The sequence below is a fragment of the Metabacillus sp. cB07 genome, from assembly GCF_016839225.1.
In the GTDB taxonomy this organism is placed as follows: Bacteria; Bacillota; Bacilli; order Bacillales; family Bacillaceae; genus Bacillus_P; species Bacillus_P indicus.
Genome location: NZ_CP069296.1, coordinates 3854680 through 3870917 on the forward strand (window position 1 = coordinate 3854680; position 16238 = coordinate 3870917).

The following is a 16238-nucleotide window of genomic DNA, read 5'->3' on the forward strand; positions in this document are numbered from 1 at the left end:
AAATATTTACATTGTCCCTTTCGAATGGTACTAATTTTCTAGTATTACAGCCAATAGAAAATAATAGCATTTCACTATTATTATCTATTGGCTTAATAAATTTTATTCTTATTTAAGATTAATTTCCTTTTAACCTATTAACATTCTCAATATTTTTTTATATTTTAGATTTATTTTTTATTATATTCTTAACTTTATTTTTTAAATTTGGAGATAAAATTTTGCTCCCTTTTAGAATACTCGCTAAAATATACTTATTTTTGAATAATAGTACAAGAATAAGTTTTGTATATAGATTTGAATCAATGTAATACCTGTTATTTCTAATATCTGGGATATTTATTAATATTTTACCTTTTATTTCATCTATTTTTTTATATTGTGGTTTTGAAAAATTCAATACACATCTTGAGACAGATACTATACAAACATGCCAGAAGTATATGTAATCTATTTCTTGTTTATATTCATCATAAAGTTTCCTCTCTTTAAAATGATTAATTCTTTTATCACTGACTACTAATAAATCATATATCTTCCTATCATTAACTTTAAAGGTAGTAGTTGCACTATCATGCTTCACATAAAAATATAGAGCTTCTTTAACTTTAGTAATTCTATTGGCATACATTACAATTAGAGCGCCAATTTCTAAATCAGTAACATATAAATTTTCTGAAAACTGGATTGAATTAACTGTAAATAATTCTTTTTTATAAATCTGTTGCCATAATTCCCAACCATATTTCCTTTGTAAAGCTATTCTCTTATTTTCTTTATCGAGTATTCCCTCAGGTAAATCATTACTTTTGTATATCTTAGTCTCTCCAATTATTTCGTAATAATCACAGGTAACAATTTCAGCATTATTTTCAATAGCAGAATGATACATTTTTTCAAACATATCAAGTGTTACATAATCATCAGGATCAACAAAACCAACATACTCTCCTCTAGCAGCTTTGATTCCTAGATTTCTTGCTCCACCTTGTTTGACATTGTCTTTTGAATTAATAATTTGAAATTTATCCCCATACTGACTTTGGTATTCATGTAATATCTTTAAACTGTTATCTGTTGAACAATCGTTTACAGCAATAATTTCAATATCTTTTAAAGTTTGATTTACCAATGTTTCTAGACATTTTTTTAGAAACTTTTCAACATTATAGATTGGTAAAATTATAGATACTTTATAACCCATTACATCAATTCCTATACTTTTGATTTTACTTAATGCTACCGAATGTTCTAAAGGTTATCGTTTCTTTGTCTCTATCTTTACTTCTATTTAATCAACACGGAAACTAATTATAAATAGGATCATTCCCTTTTATTTTGCGGTTAAGAAATTTATAGTATTTCGCTAATTTATTTTCTTTTTCTAAAGTTACTATTTCTAATTCTTTAACCTTCAATGATTGGTATTCTAACCAAACATTAAATAATCTTTCTGAAATAAACCCATATACTCTTGCTTGATATGGATTGTAATTTTCAATATTAATTTCGCTTTCTAGTTTTTGTAAGATATCAAACAACCATTCAGAGTATTCATTAAAAAGCTGTTTCTTCATTAGGAACATATTAAACAGATGTAATTTTTTTCCGAACATAATTTTATTAAACGAATCCAAATACTCAGGGTAATATTCCTTAAAAATAATCTTTGTTTTTTCTAAATCGGTAATATTATGCGCGTGATCATAATGCGACCAAATTGATTCAATGAAATAATTCCTTTTCTTAGGTAAAATTACATCATAGTTATTCATTAACTCATCAATATTTTCTTTGCTAAGAATTTGAGAAAAAGCACTATCGTTATTTTGTTTATTAGACGCAGCTAATCCTTTATTCGAGAAATATCTACGATAATGGCATAGTCCAACATATTCACAATCAAGGTTCTTCCATGCCCAATATAACGCTGTCAACTCACAATAGTTTTTATTTTTTTGAGAAATATTTTCACCAGTATTATCTCCAATAAAGCCAATTTCTTTTTTACCTTCTTTACCAACATGAATTGGCAAATAAATTTTTTCATTAGGCATTATATATTCTTTATGAGTAGCAACTAATATTTGTAATCTTTCTGTTTTATTCATAGTTTAAATTCCTTTTCAATTGATATTAAAGCAGAACCTATAACCTGATGCATATCATAATATTTATATGTTGCTAATCTACCGCCAAAGATAACATTTTGTTCTTGATTAGCTAATTCTTTATATTTTTTATATAATAGATTATTTTTATCATTATTTACTGGATAATAAGGTTCATCGCCCTTTTTCCATTCTTTTGGATACTCTTTAGTGATAATTGTATTTTCCTGTGTGCCGAATTCAAAATGTTTATGTTCAATTATTCTTGTGTATTGAGTTTCTCTATCTGTATAATTAACAACTGCATTACCTTGATAATTATCTGTATCAAGTTTTTGATTTTCAAATGTTAAACTTCTATACTCTAATACACCGAATTTGTAGTTATAAAATTCATCAATCATTCCAGTAAATACTACTTTATTTGCTAATTTCATTAGCTCTTCTCTATCAGCAAAAAAGTCAACATTTAATTGAACATCAACATTTTCTAACATTTTTTCAATAATTAACGTATACCCACCTGTAGGTATACCTTGATATTTATCATTAAAATAATTGTTATCGTAGGTAAACCTTACAGGCAGTCTTTTTATAATAAAACTAGGTAATTCAGTAGCTGCACGTCCCCACTGTTTTTCTGTATATCCTTTTATTAACTTTTCATAGATATCTGTTCCTATTAGGGATATCGCTTGTTCTTCTAAATTAGTCGGTTCACTTATACCGGCATGTTTTTTCTGTTCTTCTATTTTTTGTTTTGCCTCTTGTGGAGTAATTACCCCCCACAACTTATTAAATGTATTCATATTGAAAGGGAGGTTGTATAGCTCACCTTTATAATTTGCTATAGGTGAATTTGTATACCTGTTAAATTCCACAAATTGATTAACATAATCCCATATTTCCTTACTATTGGTATGAAAAATATGAGCGCCATACTTATGGACATTAATATCCTCGACTTTTTCAGTATATACATTCCCACCAATATGGTCTCTTTTATCAATTACTAAGCATTTTTTTCCTTTTTTTGTAGCTTCATAAGCAAAAACTGAACCAAATAAGCCAGCACCAACTATTAAATAATCATATTTTTTATGTTGTTCCATTTAATAATTTCTCCTTATTCTTTTATATCTGATATTCTAATAATCCTAATAATCTTATATGTAAATGATTCTCTTATTTAAATAATTTAAGATAATAAATTTGATTGAATAGAAGAAGTAAAATGAAGTGTAGAAAATTTCAGATTTCACGTCACTAACGGGGGATGTTTGACCTTTATTTAGCATTGATAGCTTAAGCCACCAATGCTAAATAAAGGAATTTCTTTTATAGAAAATGGGTGTTCCATTCTAGCAATTTATGAACATTTATTTCCTCTATAAACTACTCTAAGTATTTTTTAAAAATGCTCTGTTAAGCACTAAGTTTACAAGGATTTAGTAGGCACCCTTTCTTAGAAAAACAACGATGATTGTCTGAATTAATATTCTAGTATCTAATTTTAAAGATTGATTATTTACGTAATATAACTCTAGATCAACTCTCTCCGGATATCCAACATCACTTCTACCACTAACCTGCCAGTAACCTGTTATGCCAGGTTTAACTGAAAGAAAATCATTTCTTTTTTGTTTGTACTCTCTTAATTCCTCTTCTACAATTGGGCGAGGTCCTACTAAACTCATATCACCTTTTAAAACATTAATTAATTGCGGTAACTCATCTAAGCTAGTTTTCCTCAAAAACTTTCCTAACTTTGTAATCCTTGGATCCTCATCATGTTCAAGCTTATAATTATTCTCAATATAACTTTGGTATAATTCCTTATTTTGTTTTAATCTTTCATCTGCGTTAACAATCATAGATCTAAATTTATATATATAAAATAATTCTCCATTCTTCCCAAATCTCTGCTGTTTGAAAAATAGCGGACCTTTAGAGTCTCCAAATAAGTACATCATACTAATGAAGAGAAATACAGGTGCAGTAATTAATAATCCTATAGCAGCACCTAATAAATCAATTGACCTTTTTATAAATAAATAAGCTGATGAAACATCTTTTTGTCCCTCTATAACTGCTTGTTTTTTTCTTTTAATAAAGGGTCCAGTAGTGTTAATTTCAGAGCTTTCCTTGCTCATATCATGTTTCCTCCACTTGAAAAAAAATTATATTTAATTCCTTTACTTGTTCCAATTCATAGAAATCAAGTCAAAATGAATTGATGAAATATCTTCGCACTAAGAAAATTTAAACTATCTTTGGATTTAATTAACCTCTTTTTAAGACTGCCTCATCTTTTTGAGATTTCCTTACTATCTCTTCCATCAAGTAAAGCAATTGATCTCTTAATTCATCGTTTTGTAACGCCTTTTCAATTGTAGTCTGAATAAATCCAAACTTCTCACCTACATCATAACGAGTACCATCAAAATCATATGCATATACATTCTGCTCATCATTAAGCTTTTGAATCGCATCCGTCAACTGAATCTCACCACCAGCTCCGGTTTCTTGATTTTCTAATAGATCAAAAATCTCTGGAGTTAATAGGTATCTACCCATGATTGCTAGATTTGATGGAGCAGTTCCTTTCTCTGGTTTTTCAACAAAACACTTTACTTTGTGAAGCTTTCCTTTTTTTTCAAGAGGATCAATAATTCCATAACGATGTGTTTGATCATCTGCAACTGTTTGAACTCCAATCACAGAAGAACCTGTTTTTTCATATTCATTAATTAGCTGTTTCACACATGGTGTATCGGCTTCCACGATATCATCACCAAGTAATACCGCAAACGGCTCATCTCCAATAAACTTTCGCGCACACCAAACCGCATGCCCTAGACCCTTTGGTTCTTTCTGTCTAATATAATGAAGATTAATTTCAGAGGAATGCTGAACCTTTTCTAATAAATCAAATTTACCTTTGTTCATCAAGTTTTGTTCAAGTTCAAAGTTATGATCGAAATGATCTTCAATTGCACGTTTTCCCTTACCTGTTACAATAATAATATCTTCAATTCCAGACTCAATTGCCTCTTCAATTATGTATTGAATAGTAGGCTTGTCCAAAATAGGTAACATTTCTTTAGGCATTGCTTTTGTTGCTGGTAAAAATCTAGTTCCTAATCCCGCAGCCGGAATAATTGCTTTTCTAACTTTTTTCATTATTTATCCCCCTTATCTTGCAATAACTGTTTCTATGTTCTTTACTAAAGGTCTTCCCATTGAATGATATTCAAAATGGTAATTTCCCACCAATTTAAGGTCAAAACAATTACGACCATCAAATATAATAGGTTGATTCATAGTTTCTTCAAACGTACCAATATCTAAATCTTTAAATTCATCCCATTCCGTCAATATTAATGCAACATCTGCGCCATTTAACGCTTCTCTTGTACTCATTGCATAATGAACCTTAGAATCTAAAATAGTTTTTGCTTTCTCCATTGCAACAGGATCATAGGCAACAACAATTGCCCCTTTGTTTATTAAATGTTTTGTAATAACAATTGATGCAGCATCTCTCATGTCATCTGTATTTGGTTTAAACGCTAATCCTAATACGGCAACTTTCTTTCCTTCTAAACTATCAAACCGTTTTTCTAATTTATTTAGTAAGATTTCCTGTTGTTTTTGATTTACTTTAATAACGCCTTTTAACAATTCGAAATCATATTCAGCGTTGCCTGCAATTTTAACAAGTGCCTTTGTATCTTTTGGGAAACAAGAACCACCATAACCAATTCCAGCATTTAAGAACTGGGAACCAATTCGATTGTCTCGTCCCATTCCATTTGCAACATCTTCAATATTCGCTCCGACTTTTTCGCAAATATTTGAAATTTCATTAATAAAACTAATTTTAGTAGCTAAAAACGCATTTGCTGCATATTTAATCATCTCAGCACTTCGAACATCCGTTTTGAATACTGGAATACCAAATGGTTTATTAATATTTTCAATAACAAGGGCTGCATCTTCATTATCGGCTCCAACTACAATTCTATCTCCATTAAAAGAGTCAAAGATGGCAGTACCTTCACGTAAAAATTCAGGATTCGATACAACATCAACTTTTATTCTTTGAACGAGATTGCTTTGAATTACTTTTTTTATCCAGTCATTTGTTCCTACAGGAACAGTGCTTTTTGTAACCACTATCACATCTCTTTTTACATAAGCCGCAATATCTTTTGCTACCAGCTCTACATATGAAAGATTAGCTGAGCCATCTTCTCTTTCAGGAGTTCCAACAGCAATATAGATTACATCCGCCCCATCAAATCCTTCTGTATGACTTGTTGTAAAGGATAATCGGTTTTCTTGTATATTCTTTTTCATTAATTCATTTAACCCTGGTTCATAGATTGGAGATATACCTTGTCGCATATACTCAACTTTCTTTTGATCTATATCTATGCAAGTTACTGTATGTCCAATTTCAGACAAGCAAGTACCTGTCACCAATCCAACATACCCAGTTCCTACTACTGTAATTTTCATCTCTTTTCACCTTTTCTTTTTCAATTACTATTTTTTACAGAAAACTGCTCTCACACCACTTTTAGACCTCTAAGGTCTCACCCCACAATGCAATGCAGCCGAGTCCCTCCTTTGAAAATGGTGATAGAAGCATCCCAGTACCTACTTAAAAGATTCCTAAAAACTTCTTTTTCTTTATTTTTGATGGGTCCATTCTGTAAACTGTTAAGTTTTGTACAAGGAGTTCAGTATTTTCTTTAAACAAGTACTCACCCTGCGTCCCGAATTCCTTATTAAGAACATTGTATCCATCAGCTAATCTGAACGGACGATTTTTCAAACTGTGTACATCCGATGCCAGAAAATGAGTTAATTGTGCCTCTATCAACTGAAGGGTGAATTTTTTAATGTTTTTTCCAAAATGCCCCGTCAGGCTTGATGATGTAATTTGAGTGAGTGCTCCTTTGCTAACAATCTTGTAAAGGAGATCAGGGTTTTCTATGAATTCTGCGTTCCGTTCTGGATGAACGATAATGGGTGTCAACCCTTTTAACTGTATGTCAAACAGCATTTGTTCTGTGTATCTAGGTACGTGACCGGACGGAAGCTCGATAAAAACATAGCTGGTGTGGTTTAGCGGCAGAATGACGTCGTTTTCTAATTCATTCATCAAGTCTCCATGAATTCGTGTTTCCTGCCCAGGTAATATGGTTAGAGGAATGGTTTCATTTCGAAGTAGTGTATTTAATGTTTCAACGTTTTCTAGAATGCTTTGCTTGCCGTTTATGTACTTGCCGTTTTGGTGATGGGGTGTGGCAATAATAGTGGTGATGCCTTCTTCTACTGCTGCTTTAGCAATTTGAATGGCTTCTTCAGGAGTTCCTGCCCCGTCATCTACCCCAGGTAAAATGTGTGAGTGAATATCAATCATAAGAACCACCGCCCAAAAAGATAAAAATAGGCATTATGATAGATAATGCCTATTAAATTTATAAATCTTCGAGTGATAAACTCGAACTAGTTCAAAAGATGTGTATTTCGTCGAAAGACCGTTATTTTGTTGCGTAATAGTAATACTGACTATCCTGTTGCTTTTTGTTATTTAAAACTGTACCTAAGATCTTAGCTTGTGATTGTACCAAAGCATCTTTCGCTTTTTTCGCTCCCTCAAGGTCTGTTTTGCCACTGCTGACTACAAGAAGGGCTCCGTCGACTAAGTTTGATAGAATCTGTGCATCTGTTACAACTAGCACTGGTGGAGTATCAAAGATGATTAGGTCAAAGTCTCTTTTTGCATCTTCAAGCAGCTGTTTCATCCCTTTTGACGCCAATAGTTCAGATGGGTTAGGAGGAATTGGTCCGCTTGTTAATAGATATAGATTCTCTTGATCCGTGTATTTCGCAGCCTGAGTTACACTTGTTTGTTTCGTGAGGACGTTTGTTAAACCAGAGTGATTGTCTACTTTAAAGGTGTAGTGCGCTGTAGGCTTTCTTAAATCAGCATCTACAAGTAAAACTTTCTTCCCTTGTTGAGCAAACACAACAGCAACGTTCGCTGCGGTTGTTGATTTTCCATCGCCTGGTCCTGCTGATGTAACAATCATGGATGTAATCTCTTCATCAACCGTTGAAAATTGAATGTTTGTACGGATCGTTCTGTATTGCTCGGCAATTGGTGATTTTGGAGCTGTCATTGAAATTAAACTTCTGCTTTGCGTTTGAAACAACTGCTTACGGTCCTTACGAGCCAAAGCTCTCACCTCTCGTTCTTGCAACATTCGTTTGCACGTTCTTCTGGTTTCTAATTTCTTGTTCCATATCTATGCGTGTAATTGCACCTAATACAGGAAGACCTAAGTGTTTTTCAATGTCATCTTCAGTTTTAATTGTGTTATCAAGGAATTCTAGGAGGAAGGCTAGACCTACACCTGTCATAAGACCTATTACCATAGCTATTGCAATATTCATCAATGGTTTTGGCTGAATTGGAGAAGGATCTGTTCCAAGTTCTGCTTTAGATAGAATGCTTACATTGTTAACACTCATAATTTTTGCGATATCACTTTGAAAAACAGTAGCGATTGTATTAGCAATTTCAGCTGCCTGTTTAGGATTTTCATCCTGAACAGAAATGTTTACAACTTGGGAGTCCTGCTCACTTCCAACAGTTACGTTTTCATTTAATTCACTGCTAGTCATTTTCAAATCCAACTGCTGAATGACTTTTTCTAAGATAGCAGGGCTTTTAATAATAACGTTATACGTATTAATTAGTTGCAGATTCGTTTGTACTTCATTATATTGAAACGCCTGCTGATCACTTTTCGCCTGATTCACGAGAATTTGAGTAGAAGATTGGTAGATAGGAGTAAGAACAAAAAAGCTGATAAGTCCACTTGTGGCTGCGGCAATGGCCGTGATGATAATGATGAGTGAAAGACGTTTCTTCAAAGTTTGAAACAGCTCTTTCAAGCTGATGGTTTCTTCCATGTTGACCTCCATTTTTGGTATGTATTAGAAAAACGCACAAGAAACATTATAATAAAAGACCTACATATACGCTACAAATTTTTACATTGCATGTGATTAATTTCTTATATTTTGTAAAAACTTGTAGTTTGTTGAACAATAATGACAATTATAACAAGGATTTGTAAATTGTGTATTAATTTTTTTCCAATGCAAAAAGGAGACCCGCATAAACGCGAATCTCCTGAAGAATTATAGACCATTTATTAAAACGGTTACAAGCGCTGTGATGGCAATCGTTAAAACTGGAATGGTTACTGTCACGACGCGCTTTTTCAGCTCTCTCTTCCGTTCCATTTCTTCTGGTGTAATCCATTGACTCATTGTTAATAATCCCCCTCGAATCTTGTCGACAAATGTCTAAATGTTTATGTCTTAATTATCGGTGAGGTTTAGTAATAGTTTAATAGACCTTTGGTAGGATGTAGACGAAAAAAGTCCGCACACTTTTCGTTGCGGACTCTTTTCGGTGTTCATTTATTAGGAGGCATATACTCTTCTGAATTGTAGGATCAGCTCATCGAGCAGTTCTTTGGTGGTAATTTCATTTGAATGCTCGCCTTTTTGGTAGGCGCTCATTAAAATTTGCAGAAGTTCTTCTTGCTTTAAATTGTTTTCTTTCATTCTACAAATTTCCTTTCTTATATTTTACAAAAATATACAACAAGCAGATTATACTGCTTTTTGTGTCGGCTGGCAACTATAAATACCATTCGTGTCGAACTATTGTTTATGTCCCCGAATTTTCTTGCCGCTAAACCTAAAATTGAAATGTTGTGGAACGTTTTCTCCTTTTGGCAATTTCAGTTATAATAAAGAGATGTACTTATAGTGAAGATCACAACAATTTTTATTTTACATAAAACAAAAAGGAGCGGTACGCCATGCTTCAGCACGAACTGGATAAAGAACTGATTCTGCAGGCAGGTGAACAGCTGCAGGATATGCTGTCGCCGAATTCGGAGGATGACCGGCAGCTGATGAAAAAGGGTTTGATGCTGTACCGGCAGGGCAGTGTTTATAATGTGAAGATTGACGGGCACACGGTGAAGGCGAATGTGCAGGATGTGACGCCTGTGCGGGTGGTGCTTGAGCTCGATTTTTTCACGATGAGCTCGTGCACGTGCCCAGCGGCTTTTCCATGCCGTCATGCTGCGGCTGCCTTTCTTTATTTATATGCAAGTACGGAAGCAGTCGGAACGTATATGGACGCCTGGAATGCCAAGGCCCAGAGGGCAATTCTGGCCCAGTTGAAGCCTGCGAGCAAGCTTATTCCTTCTGTGAGCTGGAAGGAGGATTCTCTTGAGAGCTGGATAGCCTATTTTGAGTTTGAATATGAACGCTGGGCGGAGAACCGCCCGCGCACCGTGCAGCAGCTCCAGAGTCTGTACAATCATTACTATCCCGCACTTAAGAAGAAGGTTCCGAAAGATGCGGATCTCAGGCGTTTTTATTTGATTCACGCGAATCTTGCCGTTCTGTTCCAAATGCTTCGTCTGCTTAATGAGACGAAGCCCGGGGAGCATTTGTTACATAATGTGTATCATTCTTATCTGGAAGAGTGCATCGATACGATTGCGTATGAACTTCGTGAGATGCGGAAGTTTGCGCTGCCGTTTTCGATTGACGGTCTGCTGAAGGACAGTATAGAAGTTTTCCGGAGGCTGCTAGATGTGAGCGACTATATGCAGTATGAACGACTGAGTGTGTATCGCTCGCTTTGGACGGCTCTTTTGAATCAGAAGAAGTGGGTAGCCGAAGAAGCGGAGTGGCTGCAAGAGAAGCAAAGTGGGGAGATGAAACCTGAATACGGGCTTGCCCTTCTGCATATGGAGTATTTGCTTGGAAATGACGACGTCCTGTTTGAGAAGATGGAGATGTTTTCGGATGCGGGCTTTGTCGTTTTGTATGATTGGGTAGAGGACATTATTTCCCGGAAAAACTGGAAACGTGCCGGCAAGTGGTTTTCTCATATGCATGGAAAGATCGATGCGTATATCAACAGCGAGATTCCATATGAAGAAAAGCGCAGAGCGATCCGGTATTATCTTGATCTGCTCGGGGACTATTCGATGCAGTCAAAGGATGAGCGTCTGTATGAAAATGCGTGCCGCGCATCCCTGCCTTTCAGTTACGCGGAGTATCATCATTTCCTGGTTAACCGGAAGCAGTTTAAGACATGGGCAGAGCTGCAGCTGCTGCTTGGGTTTGAGCTGTATGAGATTGACCGCGATTTACTGAAGGTTGTGGAAAAGGAGAGTCCGGAGTCTCTGCTAACTGTGTATCACCATGCGATACGCCATGAGATCGGCCAGAAAACGCGGAGCAATTATAAATTTGCCGTGCGGTATTTGAAAAAAGCGCGCACCCTATATAAGAAGCTGAAGAAGGAAAGTCAATTTGAGATCTATCTTGGGAAGCTTGCGCATGAGCACCGGCGCCTGCGGGCTTTTCAGGAGGAGCTGAAGAGAGGAAAGTTGATTCATGCTGAATGATTTGAAGATCTCCGTTCATACCGAACAAATCGAGAATTTTCACTTTTACATCTGGTGCACGACGAAGGATGAAAAAGTGCTCGGCACCAATCATATGAGGCGCTATCTTTTCGCCTGGCATGAATCGTCTTTCTACGGATCAATGCTTGAGGACGTGAGCTATATCGGGGTCCCTTCTGTTCTCCTGTCGCCCTGGATGATGGTCGAGCTGATTGGAAAAGACACGACGAACTCGCTTGCGGATGTTGAATACAGCGGAGATGCCGTATCGCTGATCGATGCGGCGGAAGCGATATACGACTGTATCGTATCGGGCGATTTCATGCCGGATTATGAGCGCTGGAAGAGCGGTTCATTCGGATGGCGCGATACGGCCAGGGAGCTTGAAGGGTTTACGGCTGACTGGCTGTCGGCTGCTGTGAATGATTTGATTGAGCAGAACCCAGACCTCGGCGTAGCGTGGGGCGATATAGTGAATGCATACGGAGCTGCCGAGACGTTTGAAGGTCATTTTCTGGATGAACGCGACTGGCTTGAGAAAATCGGCTACCTTGTTGATGATGCCCCGTTTACGATTGGCCTGCGCTTGAATGAGCCCGATTATGACGGAGATGACTGGAAGCTTGAGCTGTTCCTGCGTGACCGGAAAAACCCGGATTCGTTTCATCTTTTCCAGGGGCTGAAGGATCTTCCCGCTCCGTGGCGCAGTTATATGGACCGGATTGAACGGGAGCAGCAACGCTTTGAGGAGATTGTGCCGTGGCTATCGTTTAAGAATGGAAACACCCATATATCAGAGGATGAGGCGTGGCTCTTCCTTACGAGTGCGAGTGAAACGTTTGTGAATACTGGTGTGGAAATTCTTCTACCATCATGGTGGCAGGTTGTCCGCGATTCTAAGGTGATGCTGAAGGCCAAGATGTCTTCCTCCCCTCGTGGTCAGTCCTTTGTGGGCATGAGCTCGCTGATCGACTTTAACTGGAGGTTTTCGACCAACGGTGTTGAGCTGAGCGAGGATGAGTTCATGCAGATGGTGAACGCGAACCGCCGTCTTGTGAATTTTAAAGGACAGTGGATCAAGCTTGACCCTGCTTTTATCAAGCATGTGCAGTCGATTTTGAAAAAGGCGGAAAAAGAAGGTCTGCACTTTTCCGATATTCTGCAGCAGGAGCTTGCGGATACGCGCGATGATGAGGACGAGGTTATGGATGCGCGCGCGTTTGCGAATATTCACATTGAGCTGAACAAGCAGATGAAGTCGATGCTGCGCCAGCTGACGCAGACAACGGATATTCCGAAGCACGATGTGCCTGCTTCCTTTATCGGTGAGTTGCGTCCATATCAGCAGCAGGGCGTTGACTGGCTGCTATTTCTGAGGAAGTTCAAGTTTGGCGGATGTCTGGCGGATGACATGGGTCTTGGGAAGACGATTCAGATGATCGCATACTTTTCCTATGTACTTGAGCATGAGAACATGAAGGCGCCGTTTTTGATCATTGCTCCTACCTCTGTTCTCGGCAACTGGCAGAAGGAAATTGAGAAGTTTGGGCCGGATATGAAGGTTCATCTCCACTACGGTCCGAACCGGGCTAAGGGTGAAAATTTTGCCGCGTCGATTGCCGGTGCCGATATTGTGCTGACGTCGTACGGCCTGTCTCACGCGGATCATGAGGAAATTGCAACTGTTCCATGGAGCACGATTTGCCTAGATGAGGCGCAGAACATTAAAAATGCCCATACGAAGCAGGCGAGGGCGATCCGCAAGCTGAAGGGCCATCACCATATTGCCCTGACCGGGACGCCGATGGAAAACCGCCTGACGGAACTGTGGTCGATTTTTGATTTTATCAATACTGGGTTCCTGGGCAGTCTTCACAGTTTTCATAAAAAGTTTGTGCTGCCGATTGAGAAGGACCGCGATCCGAAGATCATTGGCAACCTGCAGCAGCTGATCAAGCCGTTCCTGCTCCGCCGCACGAAGCGCGATGAGCAGGTGGCGCTGAATCTGCCTGAAAAGCAGGAGCAAAAAGAATACATCCCGCTTACCGTTGAGCAGGCTTCTCTTTATGAGCAGCTTGTGAAGGACACTTTCGCTCAAGTCTCCCAGCTTGCAGGCATGCAGCGGAAGGCGCTGATCCTGAAGATGCTAGGAAAGCTGAAGCAGATCTGCAACCATCCGGCGCTTTATTTGAAGGAAGAGCGCGCTGCGTCAGTGACAACGCGTTCCCATAAAATCGAGAAGCTGCTGGAGCTTGTCGGCGCGATACGCGAGCAGGATGAGAGTCTGCTGATTTTCACCCAGTATATCGGGATGGGCGAAATGATTCAGTCCCTGCTTGAACGCGAATTTGGCGAAAAAGTGCTGTTCTTGAACGGCAGTGTGCCAAAGGCTGCGCGCGATAAGATGGTCGAGCAGTTCCAGAACCGGGAGTATACGATTCTGATACTGTCCCTGAAGGCCGGCGGAACCGGGTTGAATCTGACAGCCGCCAATCACGTCGTCCACTACGACCGCTGGTGGAATCCCGCTGTCGAGAACCAGGCAACCGACCGCGCGTACCGGATCGGCCAGAGCCGCTTCGTGCACGTGCACAAGCTGATTACTACCGGAACGATCGAGGAGAAAATCGACGTCATGCTGGACAAAAAACAGTCCCTGAATGATGAAATTATCCAGAGCGAAAGCTGGATCACCGAGCTCTCAACCGACGAACTCGAAGAGCTCTTCACCCTATCCATGAGCTAGGAGGCGCGCGACATGGCCAAGAAGAAAGAACAGGAAAAACCGAAAGAAAAAGACACCATGAGTCCCGAATGGCGAAAGCTGTATGAGCTGATTGGGAAGAAGGTTGGGAAATAGATTTGTGTGTGAACCAGTTCCTTTTGGGGGCTGGTTTTTTGTTGAAAATTGAATGTTCATTAATATTTTTAAGACTTCTTCTAAAATGCTAAAAAAACGCATGGTTAATAACATGTAAAATAAAGGGAATATATTATCAGTGTCGAATTTTAGACTAGTGAAGTTAGGAGGAGCGTTCAATGTCCAATAAAATTAGAAGAAAAATTCATTTTTTTCATTTTGAATTTTTAGAGAGTAATCCTGGTTCCAATGCATTTATTCAACACTCTAAACCGATGGACACTATTAAAGAAATATCCCAGTTTCAATTTTTAGGAGAAAGAGCAGATTCAAGATTTAAATATCATTCGAATGGCGATGTAACTTTTTTAATAGATGCACATATAGACAGTGAAGTAATTAAAGGTAAATTCGCTATTTCAAGAAGAAGTGCTCTTCCAGAATTAGAAACCGGGGGACAATTGAAACCCTTAGATATTCCGATTAATAGTGGTTTAGCTGAAATTACTCATTTTATTTACTTTCCTAAACAAAAAGTAATTGGTGTAGAATTTAACTTTTATGGTCCTAGGGCTAGCAGCTTAAAGAATTATCTTTTAGAAAAAAGTAACTTATGTAGCATGCCTTTTGAATACATAGAATTAAATCCAATTCTTAATCAAGATCTTGATGTGACCTTACAAGATGTAGGGGAAGTAAATTTATTTACAATGGAAATATCCAGAAATGAGTTAGGGGTAGTAAATGAATTAAATCAAGATTTGCATAGTGCTTTTGAAGCTGCAGCAAAAGTGTCTGAAGATGCTGAATCAGTAGAAGTAATTTTACGTAAGAAAAAGTACTCTAGAGGTGGATTTAGGTTTCCGCTTTCCAAGAATAAACTTAAAGAATTCCTCTCAATAGGCGACAACAGACAAGCAATAAACAGACTTAAAATTAATGCCGAATCTCGATCGGAAGAAAATAATAAAACCTTTGATTTGTTGGAGGATAAGATGATTACTTCCAAAAAAGTCACTTCCATAGGGGGAAGAAGTAGGTCGGTAGATTCAAATAGTATGTTCGATAAAATTGAAGAGGCGTTTACTGAACTATCCCCAAATTTCAATTCGGAAAGCTGAGAAAGTATGTTTAAAATTTATAGAAGACACTTTTTGAAGATAGAACTTAGTTTATCAATTATATTGATACTAATAACAATTTTAATCGTTGGGAAATCGATAGGTTTTGATCATTTTACCGAGATGTTAGTAAGCATAAGAGCCACTTTGTATGGAACAATTGCAGCTGTAGCAGGTGCATTACTAGGGTTCGTTATCACAGGATTATCAGTTTTACTAACAGCTAATTCTACACCTCAATTGGATATGTTGCGAAAGAGCAAGCACTATAAAACAATCTTTAAAGTATTTTTTAGTACAAGTAGATTTCTAGGATTATTGCTTCTGTTTGCATTAGTTGGTTTAATTTTTGATAAAGATACGCATCCAATCTTAGTTTTGACTTACCTAACTTGCTGGGGGGTTATTATTGTTACCTTTAGAATTCTACGTTGCTTATGGGTATTAGAAAAAATTGTTGATTTATATATTCATAAAGAATTCTAGAATGAATTCGGCTTAGCGAGTTCAATTTTTATCAAGCAAAACAACAATGACGCTTAATAAAAGCGTCTATTTTTAATAAATGACCAGCCAGATCAATCCGGCCGGCCAAAGTGTGTGGGTAAACGGGGCATTC

The 16238-nt window shown here is 37.4% G+C and carries 15 protein-coding genes; 4 read left to right on the top strand and 11 right to left on the bottom strand.

Annotated features, from left to right (window positions below):
* Window positions 1-157: 157 nt before the first annotated feature.
* From JOJ89_RS19630 to JOJ89_RS19675, 11 genes are all read right to left on the bottom strand, one after another.
* Window positions 158-1204 (bottom strand): glycosyltransferase, encoded by a 1047-nt coding sequence (locus JOJ89_RS19630; RefSeq protein WP_203289113.1) that lies wholly within the window; start codon window positions 1202-1204, stop codon window positions 158-160.
* 103 nt (window positions 1205-1307) lie between these two features.
* Window positions 1308-2111 (bottom strand): DUF4422 domain-containing protein, encoded by an 804-nt coding sequence (locus JOJ89_RS19635; protein WP_203289114.1) that lies wholly within the window; start codon window positions 2109-2111, stop codon window positions 1308-1310.
* Complete coding sequence (gene glf, locus JOJ89_RS19640; protein ID WP_203289115.1) at window positions 2108-3223, bottom strand: UDP-galactopyranose mutase; 1116 nt, start codon at window positions 3221-3223, stop codon at window positions 2108-2110. The genes JOJ89_RS19635 and glf overlap by 4 nt, the downstream gene beginning before the upstream one ends.
* A 336-nt stretch (window positions 3224-3559) precedes the next feature.
* Window positions 3560-4264, bottom strand: coding sequence for a sugar transferase (locus JOJ89_RS19645; RefSeq protein ID WP_203289116.1), 705 nt, complete (start codon window positions 4262-4264; stop codon window positions 3560-3562).
* Between the two features lie 130 nt (window positions 4265-4394).
* Window positions 4395-5294, bottom strand: a complete 900-nt coding sequence (gene galU / locus JOJ89_RS19650; protein WP_203289117.1) for a UTP--glucose-1-phosphate uridylyltransferase GalU — start codon at window positions 5292-5294, stop codon at window positions 4395-4397.
* A gap of 12 nt (window positions 5295-5306) precedes the next feature.
* Complete coding sequence (locus JOJ89_RS19655) at window positions 5307-6635, bottom strand: UDP-glucose dehydrogenase family protein (RefSeq protein WP_203289118.1); 1329 nt, start codon at window positions 6633-6635, stop codon at window positions 5307-5309.
* Between the two features lie 145 nt (window positions 6636-6780).
* The gene (locus JOJ89_RS19660; RefSeq protein ID WP_203289119.1) at window positions 6781-7545 is read right to left on the bottom strand and encodes a tyrosine-protein phosphatase; all 765 of its coding nucleotides are present in this window, start codon (window positions 7543-7545) and stop codon (window positions 6781-6783) included.
* 121 nt (window positions 7546-7666) lie between these two features.
* Entirely contained in the window at window positions 7667-8365 is a 699-nt protein-coding gene (locus JOJ89_RS19665; protein ID WP_277987841.1) for a CpsD/CapB family tyrosine-protein kinase, read from the bottom strand.
* Window positions 8355-9104: a YveK family protein gene (locus tag JOJ89_RS19670; protein WP_203289121.1), complete on the bottom strand. Its 750-nt coding sequence runs from the start codon at window positions 9102-9104 to the stop codon at window positions 8355-8357. The genes JOJ89_RS19665 and JOJ89_RS19670 overlap by 11 nt, the downstream gene beginning before the upstream one ends.
* A 231-nt stretch (window positions 9105-9335) precedes the next feature.
* Window positions 9336-9467: a hypothetical protein gene (locus JOJ89_RS21325; RefSeq protein WP_267881656.1), complete on the bottom strand. Its 132-nt coding sequence runs from the start codon at window positions 9465-9467 to the stop codon at window positions 9336-9338.
* Between the two features lie 156 nt (window positions 9468-9623).
* Window positions 9624-9767 (bottom strand): YwzD family small protein, encoded by a 144-nt coding sequence (locus JOJ89_RS19675; RefSeq protein WP_203289122.1) that lies wholly within the window; start codon window positions 9765-9767, stop codon window positions 9624-9626.
* A 260-nt stretch (window positions 9768-10027) separates the two neighbouring features.
* Here JOJ89_RS19675 and JOJ89_RS19680 point away from each other — a divergent pair, with 260 nt between their 5' ends.
* From JOJ89_RS19680 to JOJ89_RS19695, 4 genes are all read left to right on the top strand, one after another.
* Window positions 10028-11638, top strand: a complete 1611-nt coding sequence (locus JOJ89_RS19680; RefSeq protein WP_203289123.1) for an SWIM zinc finger family protein — start codon at window positions 10028-10030, stop codon at window positions 11636-11638.
* Entirely contained in the window at window positions 11628-14384 is a 2757-nt protein-coding gene (locus tag JOJ89_RS19685) for a DEAD/DEAH box helicase (protein WP_203289124.1), read from the top strand. The genes JOJ89_RS19680 and JOJ89_RS19685 overlap by 11 nt, the downstream gene beginning before the upstream one ends.
* Window positions 14385-14677: 293 nt before the next feature.
* The gene (locus JOJ89_RS19690) at window positions 14678-15619 is read left to right on the top strand and encodes a hypothetical protein (protein WP_203289125.1); all 942 of its coding nucleotides are present in this window, start codon (window positions 14678-14680) and stop codon (window positions 15617-15619) included.
* A 33-nt stretch (window positions 15620-15652) separates the two neighbouring features.
* Window positions 15653-16105 (top strand): DUF2613 domain-containing protein, encoded by a 453-nt coding sequence (locus tag JOJ89_RS19695; RefSeq protein ID WP_203289126.1) that lies wholly within the window; start codon window positions 15653-15655, stop codon window positions 16103-16105.
* The last annotated feature ends 133 nt before the right edge of the window (window positions 16106-16238 follow it).